This is a genomic window from Henriciella marina DSM 19595 (assembly GCF_000376805.1).
Classification (GTDB): domain Bacteria; phylum Pseudomonadota; class Alphaproteobacteria; order Caulobacterales; family Hyphomonadaceae; genus Henriciella; species Henriciella marina.
In genome coordinates this window covers 26,841-46,894 of the sequence record NZ_AQXT01000002.1, presented here as the reverse complement: position 1 = coordinate 46,894, position 20,054 = coordinate 26,841, and the positions used below count along the sequence as shown (strand labels likewise).

Annotated in this window: 19 protein-coding genes and 1 tRNA gene; 14 read left to right on the top strand and 6 right to left on the bottom strand. The window is 61.1% G+C overall.

Annotated features, from left to right (window positions below):
- Positions 1-37: 37 nt before the first annotated feature.
- Together F550_RS0100235 and F550_RS0100230 are read left to right on the top strand one after the other, a co-directional pair.
- On the top strand, positions 38-565 hold the full coding sequence (locus F550_RS0100235; RefSeq protein WP_018146507.1) for a paraquat-inducible protein A: 528 nt from the start codon (positions 38-40) through the stop codon (positions 563-565).
- A 6-nt stretch (positions 566-571) separates the two neighbouring features.
- Complete coding sequence (locus tag F550_RS0100230; RefSeq protein WP_018146506.1) at positions 572-1,309, top strand: MBL fold metallo-hydrolase; 738 nt, start codon at positions 572-574, stop codon at positions 1,307-1,309.
- Positions 1,310-1,366: 57 nt separating this feature from the next.
- On the opposite strand, the gene F550_RS0100225 is transcribed toward F550_RS0100230, so the two are convergent.
- Complete coding sequence (locus tag F550_RS0100225) at positions 1,367-1,840, bottom strand: Gmad2 immunoglobulin-like domain-containing protein (RefSeq protein WP_018146505.1); 474 nt, start codon at positions 1,838-1,840, stop codon at positions 1,367-1,369.
- A gap of 82 nt (positions 1,841-1,922) precedes the next feature.
- Here F550_RS0100225 and F550_RS0100220 point away from each other — a divergent pair, with 82 nt between their 5' ends.
- From F550_RS0100220 to F550_RS0100180, 9 genes are all read left to right on the top strand, one after another.
- A complete protein-coding gene (locus tag F550_RS0100220) occupies positions 1,923-3,161 on the top strand; it encodes an acyl-CoA dehydrogenase family protein (RefSeq protein WP_018146504.1) in 1,239 nt (412 codons plus the stop codon).
- A gap of 148 nt (positions 3,162-3,309) precedes the next feature.
- Positions 3,310-4,839 (top strand): Tad domain-containing protein, encoded by a 1,530-nt coding sequence (locus tag F550_RS0100215; protein ID WP_018146503.1) that lies wholly within the window; start codon positions 3,310-3,312, stop codon positions 4,837-4,839.
- Positions 4,840-4,981: 142 nt separating this feature from the next.
- A complete protein-coding gene (locus F550_RS0100210; RefSeq protein WP_018146502.1) occupies positions 4,982-5,320 on the top strand; it encodes a glycine zipper domain-containing protein in 339 nt (112 codons plus the stop codon).
- 190 nt (positions 5,321-5,510) lie between these two features.
- Positions 5,511-8,789 carry a carbamoyl-phosphate synthase large subunit gene (gene carB / locus F550_RS0100205; RefSeq protein ID WP_018146501.1) on the top strand — a complete coding sequence of 1,093 codons (3,279 nt, stop codon included), beginning with the start codon at positions 5,511-5,513 and terminating at the stop codon, positions 8,787-8,789.
- Between the two features lie 69 nt (positions 8,790-8,858).
- The gene (greA, locus tag F550_RS0100200; protein ID WP_026180462.1) at positions 8,859-9,332 is read left to right on the top strand and encodes a transcription elongation factor GreA; all 474 of its coding nucleotides are present in this window, start codon (positions 8,859-8,861) and stop codon (positions 9,330-9,332) included.
- Between the two features lie 206 nt (positions 9,333-9,538).
- Positions 9,539-10,636, top strand: coding sequence for a mitochondrial fission ELM1 family protein (locus tag F550_RS0100195; RefSeq protein WP_156807767.1), 1,098 nt, complete (start codon positions 9,539-9,541; stop codon positions 10,634-10,636).
- A 78-nt stretch (positions 10,637-10,714) separates the two neighbouring features.
- A complete protein-coding gene (locus tag F550_RS0100190; RefSeq protein ID WP_018146498.1) occupies positions 10,715-11,632 on the top strand; it encodes a cation diffusion facilitator family transporter in 918 nt (305 codons plus the stop codon).
- A 116-nt stretch (positions 11,633-11,748) separates the two neighbouring features.
- Positions 11,749-12,717, top strand: coding sequence for a thioredoxin-disulfide reductase (gene trxB, locus F550_RS0100185; RefSeq protein WP_018146497.1), 969 nt, complete (start codon positions 11,749-11,751; stop codon positions 12,715-12,717).
- A gap of 56 nt (positions 12,718-12,773) precedes the next feature.
- A complete protein-coding gene (locus F550_RS0100180) occupies positions 12,774-13,445 on the top strand; it encodes an SEL1-like repeat protein (protein ID WP_018146496.1) in 672 nt (223 codons plus the stop codon).
- 9 nt (positions 13,446-13,454) lie between these two features.
- Here F550_RS0100180 and F550_RS0100175 read toward each other — a convergent pair whose 3' ends face one another.
- Positions 13,455-14,207 carry a hypothetical protein gene (locus F550_RS0100175; RefSeq protein WP_018146495.1) on the bottom strand — a complete coding sequence of 251 codons (753 nt, stop codon included), beginning with the start codon at positions 14,205-14,207 and terminating at the stop codon, positions 13,455-13,457.
- 142 nt (positions 14,208-14,349) lie between these two features.
- Between F550_RS0100175 and F550_RS0100170 the strand changes: the two genes are divergently transcribed.
- The 3 genes from F550_RS0100170 (at position 14,350) to F550_RS0100160 (ending at position 16,768) form a co-directional block, all read left to right on the top strand.
- A complete protein-coding gene (locus F550_RS0100170; protein WP_018146494.1) occupies positions 14,350-15,489 on the top strand; it encodes a serine hydrolase domain-containing protein in 1,140 nt (379 codons plus the stop codon).
- A gap of 7 nt (positions 15,490-15,496) precedes the next feature.
- Positions 15,497-16,603 carry an NAD(P)/FAD-dependent oxidoreductase gene (locus F550_RS0100165; protein ID WP_018146493.1) on the top strand — a complete coding sequence of 369 codons (1,107 nt, stop codon included), beginning with the start codon at positions 15,497-15,499 and terminating at the stop codon, positions 16,601-16,603.
- 88 nt (positions 16,604-16,691) lie between these two features.
- Positions 16,692-16,768 (top strand) — tRNA-Met (locus F550_RS0100160).
- Positions 16,769-16,858: 90 nt separating this feature from the next.
- On the opposite strand, the gene F550_RS16340 is transcribed toward F550_RS0100160, so the two are convergent.
- From F550_RS16340 to F550_RS16335, 4 genes are all read right to left on the bottom strand, one after another.
- The gene (locus F550_RS16340) at positions 16,859-17,134 is read right to left on the bottom strand and encodes a hypothetical protein (RefSeq protein WP_018146492.1); all 276 of its coding nucleotides are present in this window, start codon (positions 17,132-17,134) and stop codon (positions 16,859-16,861) included.
- Positions 17,127-17,729, bottom strand: a complete 603-nt coding sequence (locus tag F550_RS0100150) for a DUF1989 domain-containing protein (RefSeq protein WP_018146491.1) — start codon at positions 17,727-17,729, stop codon at positions 17,127-17,129. Before F550_RS0100150 ends, F550_RS16340 begins: the two co-directional genes overlap by 8 nt.
- Positions 17,726-18,400, bottom strand: a complete 675-nt coding sequence (gntA, locus tag F550_RS0100145) for a guanitoxin biosynthesis heme-dependent pre-guanitoxin N-hydroxylase GntA (RefSeq protein WP_018146490.1) — start codon at positions 18,398-18,400, stop codon at positions 17,726-17,728. The genes F550_RS0100150 and gntA overlap by 4 nt, the downstream gene beginning before the upstream one ends.
- A 162-nt stretch (positions 18,401-18,562) precedes the next feature.
- Positions 18,563-20,047, bottom strand: coding sequence for a PepSY-associated TM helix domain-containing protein (locus F550_RS16335; protein ID WP_018146489.1), 1,485 nt, complete (start codon positions 20,045-20,047; stop codon positions 18,563-18,565).
- Between the last annotated feature and the right edge of the window lie 7 nt (positions 20,048-20,054).

The window sequence follows — 20,054 nt, the reverse complement described above, 5'->3', positions numbered from 1 at the left end:
TTGACAAGGCTCAATTGTCTGACAAGGCTCGCCCGCAATGACCGACACCTCAGTTAATCCCGCATCAGACGAGGCCCGCGCGAAACGCCGGCGCGCCAAGGTGATCGATGTGCTCGCCGAATGGGCGCTCTACGCCTCGGTCGCGCTCATCATCATGGGCATCTCGCAGCCCTCCATCATGAAGCCGAACTATGTTGGCCTGATGATCGAGTACAACCTCTGGGGGCTGGTTGAGACGCTGATCGAGCTCGATCTTTTCTTCCTCGGCATGGTGGTGGTTTTCTTCTCAGGTGTCTTCCCGCTGACCAAGACGCTGGTCGCCGCCATCATTTTCCGGCGCGGCGCCCCGCCCAGCCCGAAGCTTGCCTGGTGGCTCAACGTGCTCGGCAAATGGTCGATGCTGGATGTTTTCCTCGCCGCCCTGCTCATCGGCCTCTCGCAGACCATGGCCTATGTCGGCTTCGATCCGCGCATCGGCCTCTATTATTTCGCCGCCGGCGTCATCCTCAACAACATCGCAACGCTGCGCCTCTCCTTTTCACGGTGGAAGCCGGTTGCTACATAGAGACCCATGACAGACCAAGCCCAGAACAAGCCCAAGCTCGAAATCCGCATCATTCCGACGACGCCGCTGCAGCAGAACACCTCTCTCATCTGGTCGATCGAGAGCAAGGAAGGTGTCTTTGTCGACCCGGGCGGGGACATCGACAAGCTGATGGGCGCGGCAAAGGAATTTGGCGTAAAGATCGTCGGCGTCTGGCTGACTCATGGCCATATGGACCATGCGGGCGCCGCCGCCGCGGTGAAGGAGCTTACGGGCTGTGAAATCATCGGCCCGCACAAGGATGACCAGTGGCTGCTGGATGAGATCGAAGCCTCAGGTCAGCGCTATGGCATTACCGACGGCAAGAACGTGACGCCGGACCGCTATCTCGAGGATGGCGATGAGCTGGACCTCGACGGCGTGAAATTCAGCGTCGTCCACACGCCCGGCCACACGCCGGGCCATGTCGTGATCTATAATGAGAGCGGCGCGCTCGCTTTTGTCGGCGACGTGCTTTTCCAGGGCTCCATCGGCCGGACAGACTTTCCGCGCGGCAATCACCAGCAGCTGATCGATTCCATCACGTCAAAGCTCTGGCCGCTCGGCAATGAAATGCGCTTCATCCCCGGGCACGGCGGCATGAGCACATTCGGCCAGGAGCGTCAGAGCAATCCGTTCGTCGCGGACGCACTGACAGGCTATGCCGGGGCGGAAAAGCAGGCGGCGAGCGAGATCGACCAGAAACTGTCGAAGCGGTATAGCTAGCCGCGTTTGGGCGCTTCACCGCGGCTGAAGTGAAAGCGCTCAAAAAAGCTGAGACAGCTATCCGGTCGGCAGCAAACTCACTGCGACCTGCCTTTCGGCGGGCACGTTCATGCCGCTCGGATCATCCTCCTGAAAGATCAGGGTCGCCTCGGTCGGCTCAGTCACATTGAACGTGATCTCGCCTTCGAACGGCACCTGTTCTTCCGTCATCCAGTTGGACTGGGACGAGGCATAGGACTCCGCGATCACATTGCCCTGCCCATCGACCAGGCGGACCGGGAAATCGCCCTCAAAATACCAGAGGCCAGACGCGCTGCCCGAAAAACGAAGTGGAGACGTGACCTCGTCGCCCGCCTCAAGGTCGTTCAGCGTCAGGTCCATCGAGAAATCACTGGTATCTTTTGCGGCCTGTCCCTCTTCTTCCGGCGGCTGCGGAGCTGTTACGTCACCCTCGCCTGATGTCTGGTCCTGATCCTGAGGCATGTTAGGGGAGCAGCCCGCGAGCGCGAATGCGATCAGTAGACGTTTCATGAGGGCCTTCCTCTTTTTGGTCTGGGTCGTGCAATATTAGCATGGTTTGGGGCGACGCTCCCACCCTCTCTGACCTTGGGTCATGGCTGACGCTGGCGCCTCTGTCGGCTATCATACCCGCATGGACCTCAAGACAGACCCCAAACTCGAAGACTTCCGCGCCGATGTGCGCGCCTTCTTCGCCAATGATTTCCCCAAGGATGTTCTCGCCAAGACCGCCAAAGGCGCATCGCTGACCACTGAAGAGGTCCGAAAGTCTGAAGCCGCGCTTGGCAGCAAGGGCTGGCTCGCAGCAGGCTGGCCGGCAGAGCATGGCGGGCCTGGCTGGTCTCTTGAGGAACAATATGTCTTCGATGAGGAGCTGGAGCGCGCAGGCGTGCCGACCGTCACCCCCATGGGCGTCGTCTATGTCGGCCCGATCATCTACACATTCGGCACGGACGAACAGAAAGAGCGCTGGCTGCCGGGTATCCGCGAGGGCCGCGAAGGCTGGGCGCAGGGCTATTCCGAACCCGAGGCCGGCTCTGACCTCGCCTCGCTGCAGTTCTCTGCCGTGAAAGACGGCGACGACTATGTTCTCAACGGCACCAAGATCTGGACCTCGGCGGCCCAGCATGCCGATTGGATCTTCTGCCTCGCGCGGACCGACAGCTCTGGCAAGAAGCAGGAAGGCATCAGCTTCATCATCGCAGAGATGGACCGGCCCGGCATCACTGTGACGCCGATCATCACCATTGATGGCAAGCATGCCCTCAACCAGGTCCACTTCGACAATGTCCGTGTCCCGGCCGACTATATGATCGGCGAGGCCGGCAAAGGCTGGACCTATAGCCAGTACCTGCTCGGCCATGAGCGCACCTCCTATGCCCGTATCGGCGGCAAGCGAAAGCAGCTGGCGCATATCCGGCGGATCGCTTCGGCTGTGCCCGATGGCGGCAATCACCGGCTGATCGACGACCCCGCCTTTGCGCGAAAGCTGGCTGAAGCCGACCTCGCCGTGGACGGACTGGAGATGACGGTCCTGCGCGTGCTGTCAGCAGTGAAGGATGGCGGCTCCCCCGGCAAGGAAGCATCCATCGTAAAAATCCTCGCCACGGAAACCGCCCAGCAGATTACAACGCTCTATCTCGATACCGCTGGCTTCAATGCGCAGCGCGGCTTTGCCGACTCCGTCAGTCCAGAATGGCTGAAAGGCGGCGCGGCGACGACGCATGCGGCGCCCGGTGTCTCGACCTATTTCGGCACGCGGGCCCAGTCGATCTATGGCGGCACCAATGAGATCCAGCACAATATCATCGCCAAGCGGGTGCTGGGCCTCTAGGCGATCCGGGCCGCTTACCGATTTATCTGAAATTTGATCTGGTCATGTATCGTGGGCTTTAACCTGTCCGTGCAAAAGTCCCGGCGTGATCATTTCGTCTCTTCATACCCTCTTCAGAACAGTCGTGGCTTGCCAAAGGGCAAGCACGATGCCCATTTTTGCGATCAGCATCATGGCCATCCTGGCGCTCGTCGGCTCCACGCTGGCGCTCGGCATGGATTCGCGCTCGGGCAGCAAGGTCCAGCAGGCGGCAGATTCGGCCGCACTGGGCGGGGCAACCGCATTTCTGAACACACCCTCGCCGCGCGCCAAGGACAGGCTCGAAGCGGCGCGCCAGCAGGCCAAGGTTCTCGCGGAAAACAATTCCGAATACTCTCTGGCCGATCTGGTCGTCGATGCCGTGTCAGAAGACGCTTTTGGTCAGCATACGCGTCTCGCCGTCGAGCTGGAATTCCAGCCTGTTAATTTCTTTGGCCGTTTCACGGGCAGAAATGCCACCGCCCCGGTTCGCAGGCGCGCTGTCGCCACGTCCACCTGGGGCTTTCCACTTTGCCTTCTGGCGCTGAGCCCCGAAAATAAAATCGGCCTTTCGCTCAAGCATATGGCCAGACTGGTCGCGAAAGGGTGCATTGTCTGGTCGAACGATAGTAGCAGCGCCTCAATGCAGTTTGAGGGCGGACGCGCCGACGCCAAAAGCTTCTGCGCCGCCGGTCTTGTCGACCGTTCTCACCGTGCAAACGTGTCCCCCCTCCCAAGCGTTCAGTGCGACCCGATCCCGGACCCGCTCGCGGACTGGCGGCCACCCGCGCCCGACACATGCCTGCCAGACCCGGACTTCGATCCGCCCCTTAACATCCTTCGCCAGATTGAGCGCACCGTCCATCAGCCAGGAAGCCGTGGACGTGGACGTGGTCGCGGCGGCGACGATGATGACGACGACGATGACGATGACGATGACGATGACGATGACGATGACGATGACGACGGCGGCGGGACAGGATGCAACAAGAATTGCGCAGATCCGGAGCACAATCACTATTGCGGTCAGCCCGCACCGGCTAATCCAGCCACAGGCGCGGGGCTCAGCGATTTCGATCTTCTCGCACTGACCGATAATCTTCTGGCGGCGCTTTATGCGCCGGACCGGCGTTATGATCGCCCGACCGACACGCTGACGCCCGGAACATATTGCGGCCTCGACATCGCTTATGGACATGTGGAGATGCTGCCAGGCACCTATTTCATCAAAGGCGCGCCGATGGAGATTACGCGCCGGGCGACCGTGACCGCTGAGGGTGTGACCATCATCTTTACAGGCCCGAACGCATATCTCCGCGTCAGCGATGAGGCCCGCCTCGATCTGAAGGCCCCTGCAGAAGGCAATCTGGCCGGTATCGCCGTCGCAGAACGCCGCAATACCCGCACTGGCGGTGCGCCTGTTGTTTCGCGCCTCACCGGCACAGGCGCAATGAGCATTATCGGGCTGATCTACCTGCCGACGCAGAACTTCTTCATCAGCGGCGCGGGCGCCGGCGATCAGTCCTCGCCCCTTCTGCAGATCGTCGCGAATCGTATCGCCATCCGCGATACGGGAGAGCTGCGCATCGACTTCAAACCCGGCAATACCGACGTCCCCGTCGCCATTGAACCGGCCCGCATCGCAAGGCTCATAGAATGAACACTTGCCCCCGCTCTTGTTGTGTCTTGTTCATCTAAAGCGTTTGTAATTCAAATACGGCGTTTTTCCCGTGCATTTGCTGGAACCGTAGCAGATGGTCTTCGTTTGACATGTTCCTATACGAAGAAAAGGGGATCGACCCATGAAGACGCTTCTTAAGACCACTGCTATCGCCGCAACCGGCCTGTTGATGGCCGCCTGCACCCAGTCAGGCTACACTGAGCGCAACGCCGCTGTCGGCGCTGGTCTTGGCGCAGCTGCAGGCGCAGTTATCGGTAACAACACCGGTGACGGCAATGCCACCCGCGGCGCGATAATTGGCGCAGGTGTTGGCGGTCTCGCTGGCGCAGCCAAGGGCTGTACCGAAGCCGAAGATTGCGACACGCCAGGCGTGCGCGACCAGGCTGACGAAAAAGACTATGATGGCGACGGCTATTCTGACGCTGTCGACCGCTACCCGCGCGACCCACGCGCCTGGTAGGCCAAATCAGGGCCGTTACAAGGCTGTGATGAAGAAGGCTCCCTGCTCTGCGGGGAGCCTTTTTTCATGGCCCGGGCTGCATTGGTGTCACAGCATCAACAGTTTTGGCTGACTGCGGTCTTGCCCCGCCCCCTCAAGGCCAGCTATAGCGCACCCGTTTGACCGGTGGTCATCAAAGCGAGGAGACGAGATGCCAAAACGCACCGATCTGAAATCCATCCTCGTTATAGGTGCCGGCCCGATTATTATCGGCCAGGCCTGCGAGTTCGACTATTCTGGTGTCCAGGCGATCAAGGCCCTCAAGGATGAGGGTTACCGCGTCATTCTGGTCAATTCGAACCCGGCGACGATCATGACCGACCCGGACATGGCCGACGCCACCTATGTCGAACCGATCACGCCCTATTTTGTCGAAAAGATCATCGAGGCCGAAAAGCCTGACGCGATCCTGCCGACCATGGGCGGTCAGACGGCGCTGAACTGCGCGCTGGAACTCTACAAGGACGGTATCCTCGAAAAGTATGGCGTCGAGCTTATCGGCGCGCGCGCTGAAGCCATCGAGATGGCAGAGGATCGCGGTCTCTTCCGCGAAGCCATGGACAGGATTGGGCTGGAAAACCCGCGCGCCACCATCGTAGCGGCACCGGAAATCAAGAATGATGCCGGCAAGATCACAGGCTATGACCGCATCGAAGGTCTGAAGCGCGCCATGGAAGCACTCGACTTCGTCGGCCTGCCAGCCATTATCCGCCCGGCCTATACTCTCGGCGGCACGGGCGGCGGCGTGGCCTACAATGTCGAGGAATACGAAGAGATCGTGCGCTCCGGTCTTGCCGCCTCTCCTGTTGCGCAAGTGCTCGTCGACGAAAGCCTGCTCGGCTGGAAAGAGTTCGAGATGGAGGTCGTGCGCGACAAGGCCGACAATGCCATCATCATCTGCGCCATCGAAAATATCGACCCGATGGGCGTGCACACCGGCGATTCGATCACCGTCGCGCCTGCCCTGACTTTGACCGACCGTGAATATCAGATCATGCGCAACGCGTCGCTTGCCGTCCTGCGTGAGATCGGTGTCGAGACCGGCGGCTCGAATGTTCAGTTTGCCGTCAATCCTGATGATGGCCGCCTCGTCGTCATCGAGATGAACCCGCGTGTGTCGCGCTCCTCGGCGCTTGCCTCCAAGGCCACAGGTTTCCCGATCGCCAAGATCGCCGCCAAGCTCGCCGTCGGCTACACACTCGATGAACTCGACAATGATATTACGGGCGCCACGCCCGCCTCGTTCGAGCCGACCATCGATTACGTGGTCACCAAGATCCCGCGCTTTGCCTTCGAGAAGTATCGCGGCTCCGAGCCGATCCTGACAACGGCGATGAAGTCGGTCGGCGAAGCCATGGCCATTGGCCGTAACTTCCAGGAAAGCGTGCAGAAAGCGCTCTGCTCGCTCGAGACAGGTCTCACCGGCTTCGACGAACCGGAAGTGACCGGCAGCGAAGCACTCCATTCGGCGCTCGCCCGCCCAACACCGGACCGCCTCCTGCATGTGGCGCAGGCCTTCCGCGAAGGCTTCACGGTTGAGGACATCTACCGTATCACCTCGATTGACCGGTGGTTCCTGCGCCAGATCGCGGCCATCATCGAGGCTGAAGCCGACATTCGCCGCGATGGCCTGCCGACGGACCGCTATCACATGACTGAGGTGAAAGCCTCCGGCTTCTCCGATGCGCGTCTTGCGACACTGACGGGGCAGTCTGAAACCGATGTCCGCACGGCTCGCCATGAGCTTGGCGTGCGCCCCGTCTACAAGCGTATCGATACGTGCGCGGCGGAGTTCGCCGCCAAGACGCCTTACCTCTATTCGACCTATGAACACCCGGCCTATGGCAAGACAGAAGCCGATGATGAAGCGAACGTCTCTGATCGCAAGAAAGCGATAATCCTAGGCGGCGGTCCAAACCGGATCGGCCAGGGCATCGAGTTCGATTATTGCTGCTGCCATGCCGCCTTCGCGATGGCGGATATTGGCATCGAATCGATCATGGTGAACTGCAACCCTGAGACCGTCTCGACCGACTATGACACCTCTGACCGGCTCTACTTCGAGCCCCTGACCGAGGAACACGTCACCGAGATCATCGCCAAGGAACAGGGCGCAGGTGAGCTTCTGGGCGTCATCGTCCAGTTTGGCGGCCAGACGCCGCTTAAGCTCGCGACGCCCCTGCACGAGGCGGGCGTCCCGATCCTCGGCACCAGTCCCGTCAGCATCGATCTCGCCGAAGACCGTGAGCGCTTTGCCGCGCTGCTCGATCGGCTGGAGATCAAGCAGGCCCCGTCCGCGACCGTGCGGTCAGAGGAAGAAGCCCTGGAAATGGCCCGCAAGCTTGGCTATCCAATCATGCTGCGCCCCTCTTTCGTGCTCGGCGGCCGCGCCATGGAAATCTGCCGCGATGACGCAGACGTGAAGTCCTTCGCCAAGGAAGCCATGAAGGTATCCGGCGACCAGTCGCTTTTCCTTGACCGCTATCTCTCTGACGCCATCGAGGTCGACGTCGATGCGCTTTGCGACGAAACGAATGTTCATGTCGCCGGCGTCATGGAGCATATCGAGGAAGCTGGCGTCCATTCCGGCGACAGCGCCTGCGCCCTGCCGCCCTATACGCTCTCGGCTGAGATCATCCAGCGCCTCTCCGACTCTGCGGCGGCCCTGGCCCGTGCGCTCAAGGTTCGCGGCCTGATCAACATCCAGTTCGCGGTCAAAGGCGACGAGATCTATGTGCTGGAGGCCAATCCCCGCGCCTCCCGGACCGTGCCCTTTGTTGCCAAAGCGGTCGGCGCGCCAATCGCCAGCATCGCCGCCAAGGTCATGGCTGGTGCCTCGCTCACCGATTTTGATCTCAGCAAGGCCAAGCCGCGCCGCATCGCGGTCAAAGAAGCAGTCTTCCCGTTTGCCCGCTTCCCGGGCGTCGATCCGGCGCTCGGCCCGGAGATGCGCTCAACCGGGGAGGTCATGGGCTGGGATGATGATTTCGGCGCGGCCTTCCTGAAGTCCCAGATCGCGGTCGATGTTTATCTGCCGCGTGAAGGCTCGGTTTTCATCTCGGTCAAGGACAGCGACAAGCCTGCCGTCATCGCGCCGGCGCGCGAACTGGTCGAAATGGGCTTCCAGCTCATCGCGACGAGCGGCACTGCCAGCTTCCTTGAAGACAACGGTTTGAAGGTCGAACGCATCAACAAGGTGATCGAAGGCCAGCCGCATATCGTCGACAGGATGATCAATGGCGGCATCCAGCTTGTCTTCAACACAACCGAGGGTGTGCAGTCGATGAAAGACTCTGCCTCTATCCGCCGGACGGCGCTGACGCGGAAAATCCCTTACTTCACAACGCTTGCCGCGTCGCGCGCGTCTGTTCAGGGCATTCGCGCCCTGCACGAAAGAGAACTCACCGTTCGCCCCTTGCAGCAGGCCTGACACAACACCACTTGACGAAAAACGCGTTTGGAAAGACGCTGACACGTTAAACAGACGGTTATCCAGAACATGCAAAGAACACCCATGACCGCCGAAGGCCATGCAGCCCTCGACGCAGAACTCAAGCATTTGAAGTCGGTTGAACGCCCGGCTGTCATCCAGGCCATTTCCGAAGCGCGCGAACACGGCGATCTTTCGGAGAATGCCGAGTATCATGCGGCCAAGGAAAAGCAGAGCTTCATCGAGGGCCGCGTCGCCGAGCTGGAAGACAAGCTCGCCCGCGCCGAAGTGATCGATGTGACCAAGCTGAAAGGCGAGAAAGTCGTCTTTGGCGCGACCGTCACCTTGACCGATACCGATACCGAGAAACAGGTCACCTACCGCATCGTCGGTGAAGATGAGGCCGATATTGCCAAGGGCAAGGTCTCTGTCGGCTCCCCGATTGCGCGCGCCCTGATCGGCAAGACGATTGGCGACGAGGCGGAAGTTGCCGCCCCGGGCGGTGCCCGAGTCTATGAGATCGAAGACGTCCAGTTCAAATAGAGCTGCGCCCAGTCTGACAAACAAAGCCGGCACGGGATCCGTCCCCTGTCGGCTTTTTTGTATCTGTACGGCGGCGTAGGAGCTGAAAGGCCGCTTATCACGCGGCTAGCCACATCGGCATTTCCACATGAAAGCGCGGGTGCATGACGCCGCGAAAGCTGGCAATGTCTGGCGCGAAGGCACAAGAATCCGAAAGGCGTCACAGCATGGCCAATCCGGCCCTTGCACATACTGAGCAGCTTGGACCATCGGTCTGGGCTGTATCGGACGGTCGGGCTGGTAATGCCGCCCAGGTTCGTGCCGTCATGCGGGCCCTCTCCAGCACCGCTCGCTGGATGCAGATCGCGCATATCGCGGGACAAGGCCACCGCGAGACCCCCGTTACGCTGAGCCCACGCGCGCCTTGGACGCTTTTGCCCGGCAGCGACTGGCCAATGCCACTTCGCGCCCTTCCAAAGGATCAGCGCGGAATGTTTCAGCCGCCATGGCCAGATGTCTGGATCGCGGCTGGTCGCCGCAGCGCGCCCTACACAGCCCGCATCCGGGAGCTGTCGGGCGGCGAAACGCTCACCATCCAGATCCTCGACCCAAAGACAGACCCGTCAAAGTTCGACCTACTCGCCGTCCCCGCCCATGACGACCTCTCCGGGCCGAACGTCATCCAGACCATCGGGTCGCCCTCTCATTTTGCCCCGGACGACATCGAAACCGCCGGACAGGCCTTTGCCGATCTCGCCGATGAGCCGGGTAGGTCCTGTATCGTCATCCTCGGCGGGGACTCAAACGCACACACCTTCAGCGAAGACGCCGCGCAGCGCCTGGAGAGCCAGCTTGAAGCGCTTGCCCGTCAGGGCTGGCGGCTTCGCATCACCACGTCGCGGCGTACGCCTGTCCCGGTCGTCGCCCGCATGCGCGCCCTTGCAGGCCGCGTTGGCGCACGCTTCTGGTCAGGCCCACAGGATGGGGCGAACCCCTATCTTGCCTGGCTTCTCTATTCCGATGCGGCCATCGTGACCGAAGACAGCTCGAACATGCTGTCGGACGCAGCCTGGCACGGTCTGCCCATCCACATGGCGCGCCTGAAAGGCTCCAGCGCAAAGTTCGATCGTCTGCATGAAAGCCTTATCGAGCGGGGGTGCGCGCGCTGGTTCGATGGCACAATCGATCAGTGGCGGTACGAACCCTTGCGTGAAGCGGCCCGCATCGCAGATGCCATTGTCACCAAACTCATAGAGCGCCATCCCCAGCCAGACCTGAAAGACGTGAAAGAACAATCCGTTGTCCTACCCGACTGGCTGGAATGAGACGTAATATCATTCTCAACTATCTGTTTTTACTGTAATTTTTCTTGACTTCGACGTGGCTCGCACGATGTTGAAGCCATGGCACACACCCACTCACACGGCCTTGGACAGCATGAGCACCGCAACCACCACGCGGTGACCGAAACGGTTGATGCACGCCGCAGGGTGGCGTTTGCGGCCTTGCTCACCTTCAGCTTCATGATCGCAGAAATTGTCGGCGGTATCATTTCAGGCTCGCTTGCCCTGCTTGCCGATGCCGCGCACATGCTCACCGATGCAGGCTCGCTTGCGCTGGCCTGGGTCGGTTTCCGGCTGGCTGCCAAGCCGGCCGATGGCCTGCGCAGTTTCGGGTTTGCGCGCTTCAAGGTGCTTGCCGCCTTCGTCAACGGGCTTGCCCTCCTCGCTCTTGCGGTCTGGATCGTCTGGGAAGCCGCGATGCGCCTGATGGATCCCCAGCCCATTCTGGGGGGCATCCTGCTCGGCGTTGCGATCGGGGGCCTCGTCGTCAACATCATCGCCTTCTTCATCCTGCATGGCGGCGACCATGATGATCTCAATATGCGCGGCGCGATCTGGCACGTGGCGGGCGACCTGCTCGGCTCCGTCGCAGCCATCGTGGCAGCGATCATGATCCTGGCGACCGGCTGGACCCCCATCGACCCGATCCTGTCTGTTGTGGTCGCCCTTATCATCGCTTTCGGCGGCTGGCGCGTGACACGTGAGAGCGCGCATATCCTTATTGAAGGCGTTCCATCCGGCCTTAACCCCGGTGACATCAAGAACGACCTTGAGACAAACATCGCAGACGCGGCGCGGGTCACCCATATTCACGCCTGGGCCCTGACCGAGCAAAAGCCGCTGGTCACGCTGGAGGTTGTTGCCCGCGACGGCGCCTGCCTCGACACGGTACGGCGCGCGGTAAAGACCCGCATGCAGCAGCAGTTCGGGGTCAGTCACGCGACGGTCGAGGTCCACAAGGCACCGCAACTGCCCTGACGCCCTGACAGCCCAAGCGCACTTCAAGGGCTTTATTCGCGGCCCAAGAATCCCCATACCTGTAAGCCTGAAAAGAAAAACTGGCCGGCAGACCGGCTAGAAGACCGGAGCGGGCGATGAGCGAGACAATCCATTCTGAAATCCTGATTATCGGATCTGGCCCGGCTGGCTGGACGGCCGCCATCTACGGCGCGCGCTCCCTGCGCGAGACACGCGTGGTCGCAGGCCTTCAGCCCGGCGGTCAGCTCACCATCACGACCGATGTCGAGAACTATCCGGGTTTCTCCGAAATCCAGGGGCCTGAGCTCATGGAGAAGATGCGCGAGCATGCCGAGAAGATGGGCACCAAGGTCACCGAAGATCATATCTCCGAGGTCGACTTCGAAAGCCGCCCGTTCCGCGCGATTGGCGAAACCGGCACCACCTATACCGGAGACGCGGTCATTATCTGTACGGGCGCGCAGGCCAAATGGCTCGGCCTGCCATCGGAAGAAAAGTATCAGGGCTACGGCGTCTCTGCTTGCGCCACCTGTGACGGCTTCTTCTATCGCGGCAAGGAGGTCATCGTCGTTGGCGGCGGCAACACCGCCGTTGAAGAAGCGCTTTTCCTGACCAATTTTGCCTCCAAGGTCACCGTGGTTCACCGCCGCGATGGTTTCCGCGCCGAGAAAATCCTGCAGGACCGCCTCTTCAAGCACCCCAAGGTCGAGATCCTCTGGGACACAGTCCTCGAAGAAGTGCTCGGTGAGCAGAACCCGCCCGGCGTCACCGGCGCGCGTCTCAAGCACGTGAAAACCGGTGAGGAAGAAACCCGCGATGTGCACGGTGTCTTCATCGCCATCGGCCACGCCCCGCAGACAGAACTCTTCAAGGGCAAGGTCGATATGAAGGCCAATGGCTACCTCATCACCGAAGCCGGCACCACGAAGACCAATATTCCGGGCGTCTATGCGGCCGGCGATGTCACCGATGAAACCTATCGCCAGGCCGTGACGGCAGCAGGCATGGGCTGCATGGCGGCGCTGGAAGCTGAACATTGGCTCGAAGAACAGGTTGCCATCAATGAGGCGGTTGCGGCAGAGTAGGCGTTGAGGTGAGCCCGTCCATCAGGCCGGGCAGCTTCAGCAGGGGGACGCAATTCATGAAGCCGATAGCTATACTCATCGCGCTTGCCGGTGCAGCGACAGCGCTAGCAACCGCCAGCGCACAGCAACTGGACCTGACGCCGGAAACGCGCGCTGCCCTCACAACCGGCACGACTGCCGCGCGCACCGACGAGGCCATGTCGAACTATATGGATGATGGCGGTGACGGAACGACACTGCTTGAGCTTGCCCGCGCGGGCCACCGCGACGCCGCCCGCATTATCGGGCGCAAATGCCTGCGCGATGATATCTGCCCGTCCACACGCGCCGAAGCGCACGACCTGCTGGTGGAGGCCGCAAAAAGCGACCCAAGCTCAGCGACCACACTTGGCGCCATTTACCGTGACGGGGCATGGGGCGGCCGTCCACAGATGATCGAAGCGGCACAGTGGATCGGCTACGCCTACGACAATGGCCTCGAAAGCGCCCAGTACATGCTGGAAACTCTACCCCGTGAGGCTGTGCGCGCGGCTGGCAAGGAGCAGATCCTGCTGAACCTCGAAGCCCGCGACCGGGCCCGCGCCCTGTCAGGCCAGGCGGGCGACCCGCCAGAGTATCCGGTTGCCCCGCCACAGGGCGTCGATTTCTCCAGAGGATCAATCCTGTCACATGATGACGAGCACCGCGCCGAGAAGGTCGCAGATCTCCTGTCCGGCACAGGCAACTAGGCTGGGACTTCAGAGAAGCGCTCCGGCCCGCGCTTCAATCTCGCGCCTCGTATGCCCCCGCGCATAGACCCAGAATGCCCGTGCCCGCGCCTGCATCAACTTCTCGATCGCGCTTCCAGCATCAGCTTTCAGCGCGCAGGTCAGCGTCTCGAAAATCTCGTCATTGTAGCGGCTATAATCATAGGCCGCGAGCGCGCGGGCAAATTGCCAGCAGAGCGACGGACTATCAGGATCAAGCCGGCGCGCTGCCTCAAAATGCTTGCGCGCATTGCTGAGGCTTGCGCCAAACCAGGCCGCGCCGAGTGACCCGCCCTTGCTCACGACTTCAATATTCCAGACCGCCAGAAAGCCGTGCGCATAGGCATTGCCGGGGTCCTCTTCCAGCACGTCGCGCGCAAGGTCCCGGCCCGTCTTGCCATAGCCGGAATTCAAGACCTCACGCGAGCTCATCAGGCGCGAGCGCATGGAGAGCGCAATGGCAAGCTGCAGGCGTCCCTCGACATGGTCGGGCTCCACCTTCAGCGCCGCACGCGCCAGCTTCTCGGCCCGCATCAAGCTCGTTTCTTCAAGCGTTCCTGCGGCCACCTCATGGGCGAGCAGGCTACGCGCGGCTCGTGCGAGATTGTCGGCGCCGCCCTCATTCTCGCAGATGGACGCTGCCTCAAGGAAGCGGCCAGCCAGATACGCCTCCTCGCCCGTCTCGGCAAAAGCGGGCGTTGCAGCAAAGAGCCAAATCGCAATCAGGAAAGCGCCTGTCCTCATGAGGATGGCAATTAGATCAATCGCGGCAGCGGCCTAGCCCCGCCAGTTGCATCTTCGCCGACACATCCCGGCGGGGCTGGAATTTGTTGCCTGTCTTCGGCACCGGGCCTAGGCTCTAACCATAAGAGGGAGAGGATATCCAATGGCTGACGGAATGGTACAGGGCGTTGCAGACGACAAGTTTGCCGCGGTGCGCGAGCAATTTGAGAAAAACCTGTCGAGCGGGGCCGATATCGGCGCGTCGTTCTGCGTCACCAAGGATGGCGAGACGATCATCGATCTCTGGGGCGGTCATGCCGATCCGGAAAAGACGCGGCCCTGGGAAAAAGACACCATCGTCAACGTCTACTCGACGACCAAGACGATGACGGCGCTCGTCGCTCTCTATCTTGCCGACAAGGGCCTCATCGATTTCGATGCGCCGGTCGCAGAATACTGGCCGGAATTTGCCGCCAACGGCAAGGAGAAGGTCAAGGTCTCACACCTGATGAGCCACTCGGCGGGCCTGCCTGGCTGGACCGAACCCACCGACAAGGACATGCTGTACGACTGGGACCTCGCGACCAGCTTGCTCGCCGCCCAGGCCCCGATGTGGGAACCCGGCACAGCCCCCGGCTACCACGCCCTCTCGCAAGGCTATCTGGTTGGCGAGGTTATCCGCCGCGCCTCCGGCCGCACGGTTGGCACAGTCTTCCGCGAAGACATTGCCGGGCCGCTCGATGCGGACTTCCATATCGGCCTGCCCGCCTCGGAAGATGCCCGTGTCGCAGACCTGCAGCCGCCCCCTGCCCCGGCTGGCGGGATGAGCTTTACGTCCGACATCAAGAAGGCGGCCTTCTCCAACCCGGACATCGACGTCATGGAAACGCGCTCGCGTGAGTGGCGCGGGGCAGAGATCCCGGCAGCCGGCGGCACCGGCAATGCCCGCTCCGTCGCGCAAATCCACACCATCCTCGCCAATGGCGGCATGTCCGGCGGAAAACGGTTCCTGTCAGAGGCCGGTTGCCGCAAGGCGCTCGAGTGCCAAGTAGAAGGAACAGACCTCGTTCTGGACATGCCCGTGCGCTTCGGCATGGGCTTTGGCCTTTCCGGGCCGATGTCGCCTGCCCTTCATGAGGAGGCGATGTTCTGGGGCGGGTATGGCGGCTCTATCGTGCTCATCGACATGGCCGCCCGCACGACAATCGCCTACGCCATGAACCGCATGGAAGGCACGACCACCGGCGACATGCGCGCCATCGAACTTGCCGCGGCCACCTGGCAGGCCCTCGCCGCGACCTAGGAGTATTATGGAAACCCTTGAGGCAGACCTTGTCGTCATCGGCGCCGGCGTCATCGGGCTTGCCGTGGCCCGCGCCTGCGCCCGCAAGGGGCGCGATGTCATCGTGCTGGAAGCCGAAAACCTGATCGCGATCCATACCTCTTCGCGCAACTCGGAGGTCATCCATGCCGGGCTCTATTACCCCAAGGGCTCACTGAAAGCCCGCTTCTGCGTCGAAGGCCGCCGCAAGCTCTACGCCTATCTGGAAGACCATGGCGTCGAGTACAAAAACTGCGGCAAGCTCGTTGTCGCTCACCCCGATGAGGAAGACCGCCTCGCCGATATCCTCGCCCGCGCCCGTGATAACGATGTCGAAGACCTGAAGATTATCGCCGGGATCCAGGCCCGCCGGATGGAACCTGCGCTCAGCGAAGATATCAGCTCCGCCATCCACTCTCCGGTCTCAGGCATCTTCGACAGCCATGGCTATTTTCTCGCCCTTCAGGGAGAGCTGGAGGACGCAGGCGGCATGATCGCCTTCGGCACACCCGTCACCGAAGGCAGCCGCACCCCAGAGGGCGTCGAACTGATCACAGGCGGCAATACCCCGTCAAAAATCACCGCGCGCACGGTCATCAATTGCGCCGGCCACCGCTCGATAGAGCTTGCCCGCCTGATCGATGCCGATATCGACCTGCCCGACCCGTACTATGTAAAGGGCAGCTATTTCAGCGTCCTCGGCAAGACGCCCTTCTCGCGGCTTATCTATCCGATGCCGGGCCGCGCCAGTCTCGGCCTGCACCTCACCGTAGACCTTGCAGGCCGCGGCAAACTTGGCCCCGACGCTGAATGGTTACCGGACGATGCCAGACCGCCCTTCGACTATCAGGTCGACACGGCCCGCGCGCCGCTCTTCTACGAGTCTGCCCGCCGTTACTGGCCCGGCCTGCCTGACGGCGCGCTGACCCCGGACTATGCGGGCGTGCGGCCCAAGATCGTTGAGAAAGGCGCGCCCTCTGGCGACTTCATGATCCGCAAGGAAAGCGAACACCTCATTCACCTCATTGGCATAGAGAGCCCCGGCCTTACCTCTTCTCTCGCCATCGCAGACCATGTCGCAGGCCTGCTGGATTAGGCGGTTGCGCGAGCGAACGGCAATGTGTATTCAGCCCGCTTCGCAGCCCCTCATGAGGCAGGCCGCGAGACGCCCCATGGGCCCTATCGGTTCGGTAGCTCAGCTGGTTAGAGCGCACGACTCATAATCGTGAGGTCGGGAGTTCAAGTCTCCCCCGAACCACCACTTCATTTTCGCTTTGTTTCGCAACGCTAGTCAGACGACGTGCGCTCGCCGCTGCGCTTCAGCTTTCGCAAAACGTGTCCTGCCCAGCGCTTAGCTGGTCGCTTCACGCATACGCTTCGACTTCTGGCTCCTGGCAGGCTGCCAGAGGTATCGGTAGACGCCGAACAGATTGATACCGAGCAGCACGATGTTCTGAAGCGCAAGTGGCGCCTCTTCCTGCATCGTGGAGGCCCAGACCCATGCGGCTGAGGACAGAGAGAAAATCAGAAAGCCGAGACCAGACCATTTGGCGCCAGCATTCAGCGAGACCAGCAGTGCTGCGACGATACAGGAGAGCGAAGCAAACCATGTCAGGACATCAACCATGGTCTTGCCCCTCAGACAGGAGTTCGAAGTCGATCGGCTTGTAGGTATGATTGTTGGACTGGCCTGCAGAGCAGGCGGTCAGCGCTACAATCATATCCATTTCCGCGCGCAGCTGGATCGAATCTCCCGCCTTGCTCAGCGGTGGTCTGACTTCGATTTCGCCTGTGTCGCTATCTACCGCCACATGCATGAAAATGTTGAAGGCGATCGGCACCCGGTCTGGTTCAATGCCATAAGGTTCCAGCGCCATCTCCAGATTGCCCTGACAGCCTGGCGGTGGATCGGTCTCATCATAGAGTTTGCGAAACATCTCACGCGAGCAGGGCGTCAGCGTGAAGTCATGGCGCTTTACGTCGTCGGCGATGATCTCGAACATCGGATTGCTCCGATTGGAATAGAGAATGTCACCCGTCGTGAGAAACATCCGGCTTGCATAGTCGATGGAACGACCGGACGAGAGATACTCCTTTGTATCGGCCGCGCTGAAGGCGACCATGTCCGAAACCTGTTCGCCCTGCGGGTCAGTGACCTTGAGGATTTCGCCTTTTTTCAGCGTGAAGCCCTTACCGGACCTTGGAGGGATTCTCACCGTCAACTTGCCAACTCCTTTTTCTCGAATGGGCAGACCCAATCGGAATTGACCTCTCGGCCGCTATACTGCGCAGCGGCTGCGCCAAAACCGTGATCGGCCAGCATCGGATTGATCGACCCGGACAACTCCTTGTCCCGCTCGCGAATAACGCTCTGCAGTTTGTCGTACCGCCGGTCTTCCCGAAGCCGTTCGAACTGATCATGCGAATTGAAGACCAGCACCGGGTATTCAAAACGGCGCGCCGGCCGGGATGCAGCAGGATGCAGGCCAACCACGAAAAAGGGATGGCCGCCGAGGCTCATTGAAAAGTGGCTGGACTGAGGGTCCTCTGACACATTATCCGCCCAAGACCGACCGGCAGCGACGTCGAGATTGTGGAGCGACTGGAGCCGGTCCCACAGCGCGCGCTCGAAGTCAGTCTCCGTCGGCGGTATTTCATCGGGAAAGATAGCGGCGAAGGATTGAACGACCGGGCTGTTCACATCGATGGCGTCGAGAAATTTCGTCAGCTCTCGCTGAAGTTCAAAATCGTCAGAGGTACGCAGGATGGACCGGTAGCAACGGGTTTTGAGCCCTTGGCGAACCAGTGCCGACTTGGCCCCAACGCAGGGGAAGTTGTTCGAAGAAATGAAATCTTCGAAGCGTTCTACAACCGGATCTTGGCCGTTTGTCATATGATGTCTCCGTTAGACGAGCGCATCATAAACTCCGGCCGAAGTTTCATAGTTCCGATACCACCTCGCATTGAGGCGATTCATAGCAGCGCAACTTATCCGAGGTTATTCGAATGAGTAGCTTTTCCGGCAAACAAGCCGGAAACAGTTCCGCGTTTCGTTCTAGGGCCGCGCGGCGACTGCAGAAGAAGGCGTCGAAGACCGTTCTGACAGAAGGGGCCATACCATGAGCAGCAGACCTGCAATCATGAAGCATAGGCTGACAGCCCACACATGTGGCCACTGATAGCTTCCAGTGAAGCGCACCGCGTGCACGCCAACGGCGGCAAAGAGTGACCCCCCCAGGCCAAATCGCATCCAGCGCGCCGTCTTCACCTGATCGCCCAGCACCAGCCCGAGCCCGCAAAGCGCCACCGCTCCCAGCCAGAACAATCCCGTCAGGGCAACCATGCCGACACCGAGCAGGCTCACCGCCAGCGTTGCCGCCAGCAGAGCCGGGCTGCCCCAGACGAGCGCCGCCCATGCCGCCTCAAGACGCGGCATTCCGCGCCCGGCCTCTGCCCGTTTCAGGAAATAGATATTCAGCCCTGCCGCCACCACGATGCAGAGACCGACCCCCATGAGGAAATAGGCCACTTTCATGGCGAGGCCGCCAAAGTCGCCAAAGTGGAGCCGGTAGGTCGACATGGCGATCTGCTTGCCTGCTTCTCCGTCCGTATAGCCAGCCTTTCCGGTATAGGTGCCGTCTGCGTCAAACTCGTACATCTCGCCATAGGCCAGCCGGTCGGTGTGCTCGCCATAGATGGTGGTGTGCTGGCTTGCCGTACCGGGATCGTGCACGATCGCAAGGAATGGATTTGCGTCAGGCGCCATCTCCTCCAGCGTGATCATCGCCGTACTGACATCGGCAAGCGGCGCCGGGCTCTCATCGATTTCGCCCTCGGCCCCAAAAATGGACTCGGTCAGCGCCCGAGGATCGCCGTCAAAGCTCGTCTGCGCGAGCACCATCGCCACCACAACGAACAGACCGATCATCGCACCGGTCAATGCGATCGCGATCGTGAAAGGCGCGGTCCAGACGCTGAGCCGGTTGTGCAAGTCGGCCTGCACCAGCCGAGCCTGTCCCTTTGTGCGCAGGCGGAACGCATCACGGAAGATGCGCGGATGTGCCAGAAGGCCAGAGACCGCCATCGCGACCAGCATGACGCCCAGTATGGCGACCACGATCATGCCGAAACTGGTCGGCAGGCTGAGATAATAGTGAAGATGGACAAGGAAGTCGTTCCACGGCGTCTCATAACCGCCCGTCATCGCCCCCTGCGCATTCGCCGTTTCCAGCCCGTCATCGCCGCCGACAACGAAACGCTGCCAGTTGTCGCGTGGCAGGTAGAGATAGAGATGGGTCGTGCCGGGTTGCGCCACGAAGACATTATTGGCGGCCGCCTGCGCGACCTCTGGCGACACGGTTTCCACCGGCGCCTGGACAGGGTTCTCCCACCAGCCGATCTCGTCCTCGAACATCGCCACCGTGCCCGACAGGCAGACGATGAACATGAGCGCGCTGATCACCAGCCCCATAACCGAATGCGCCGACAGGGACCTGTCGACGCGCGCCTTGCTGGACTTTGGCCAGATGGAAGTCGCCATGAGAAAA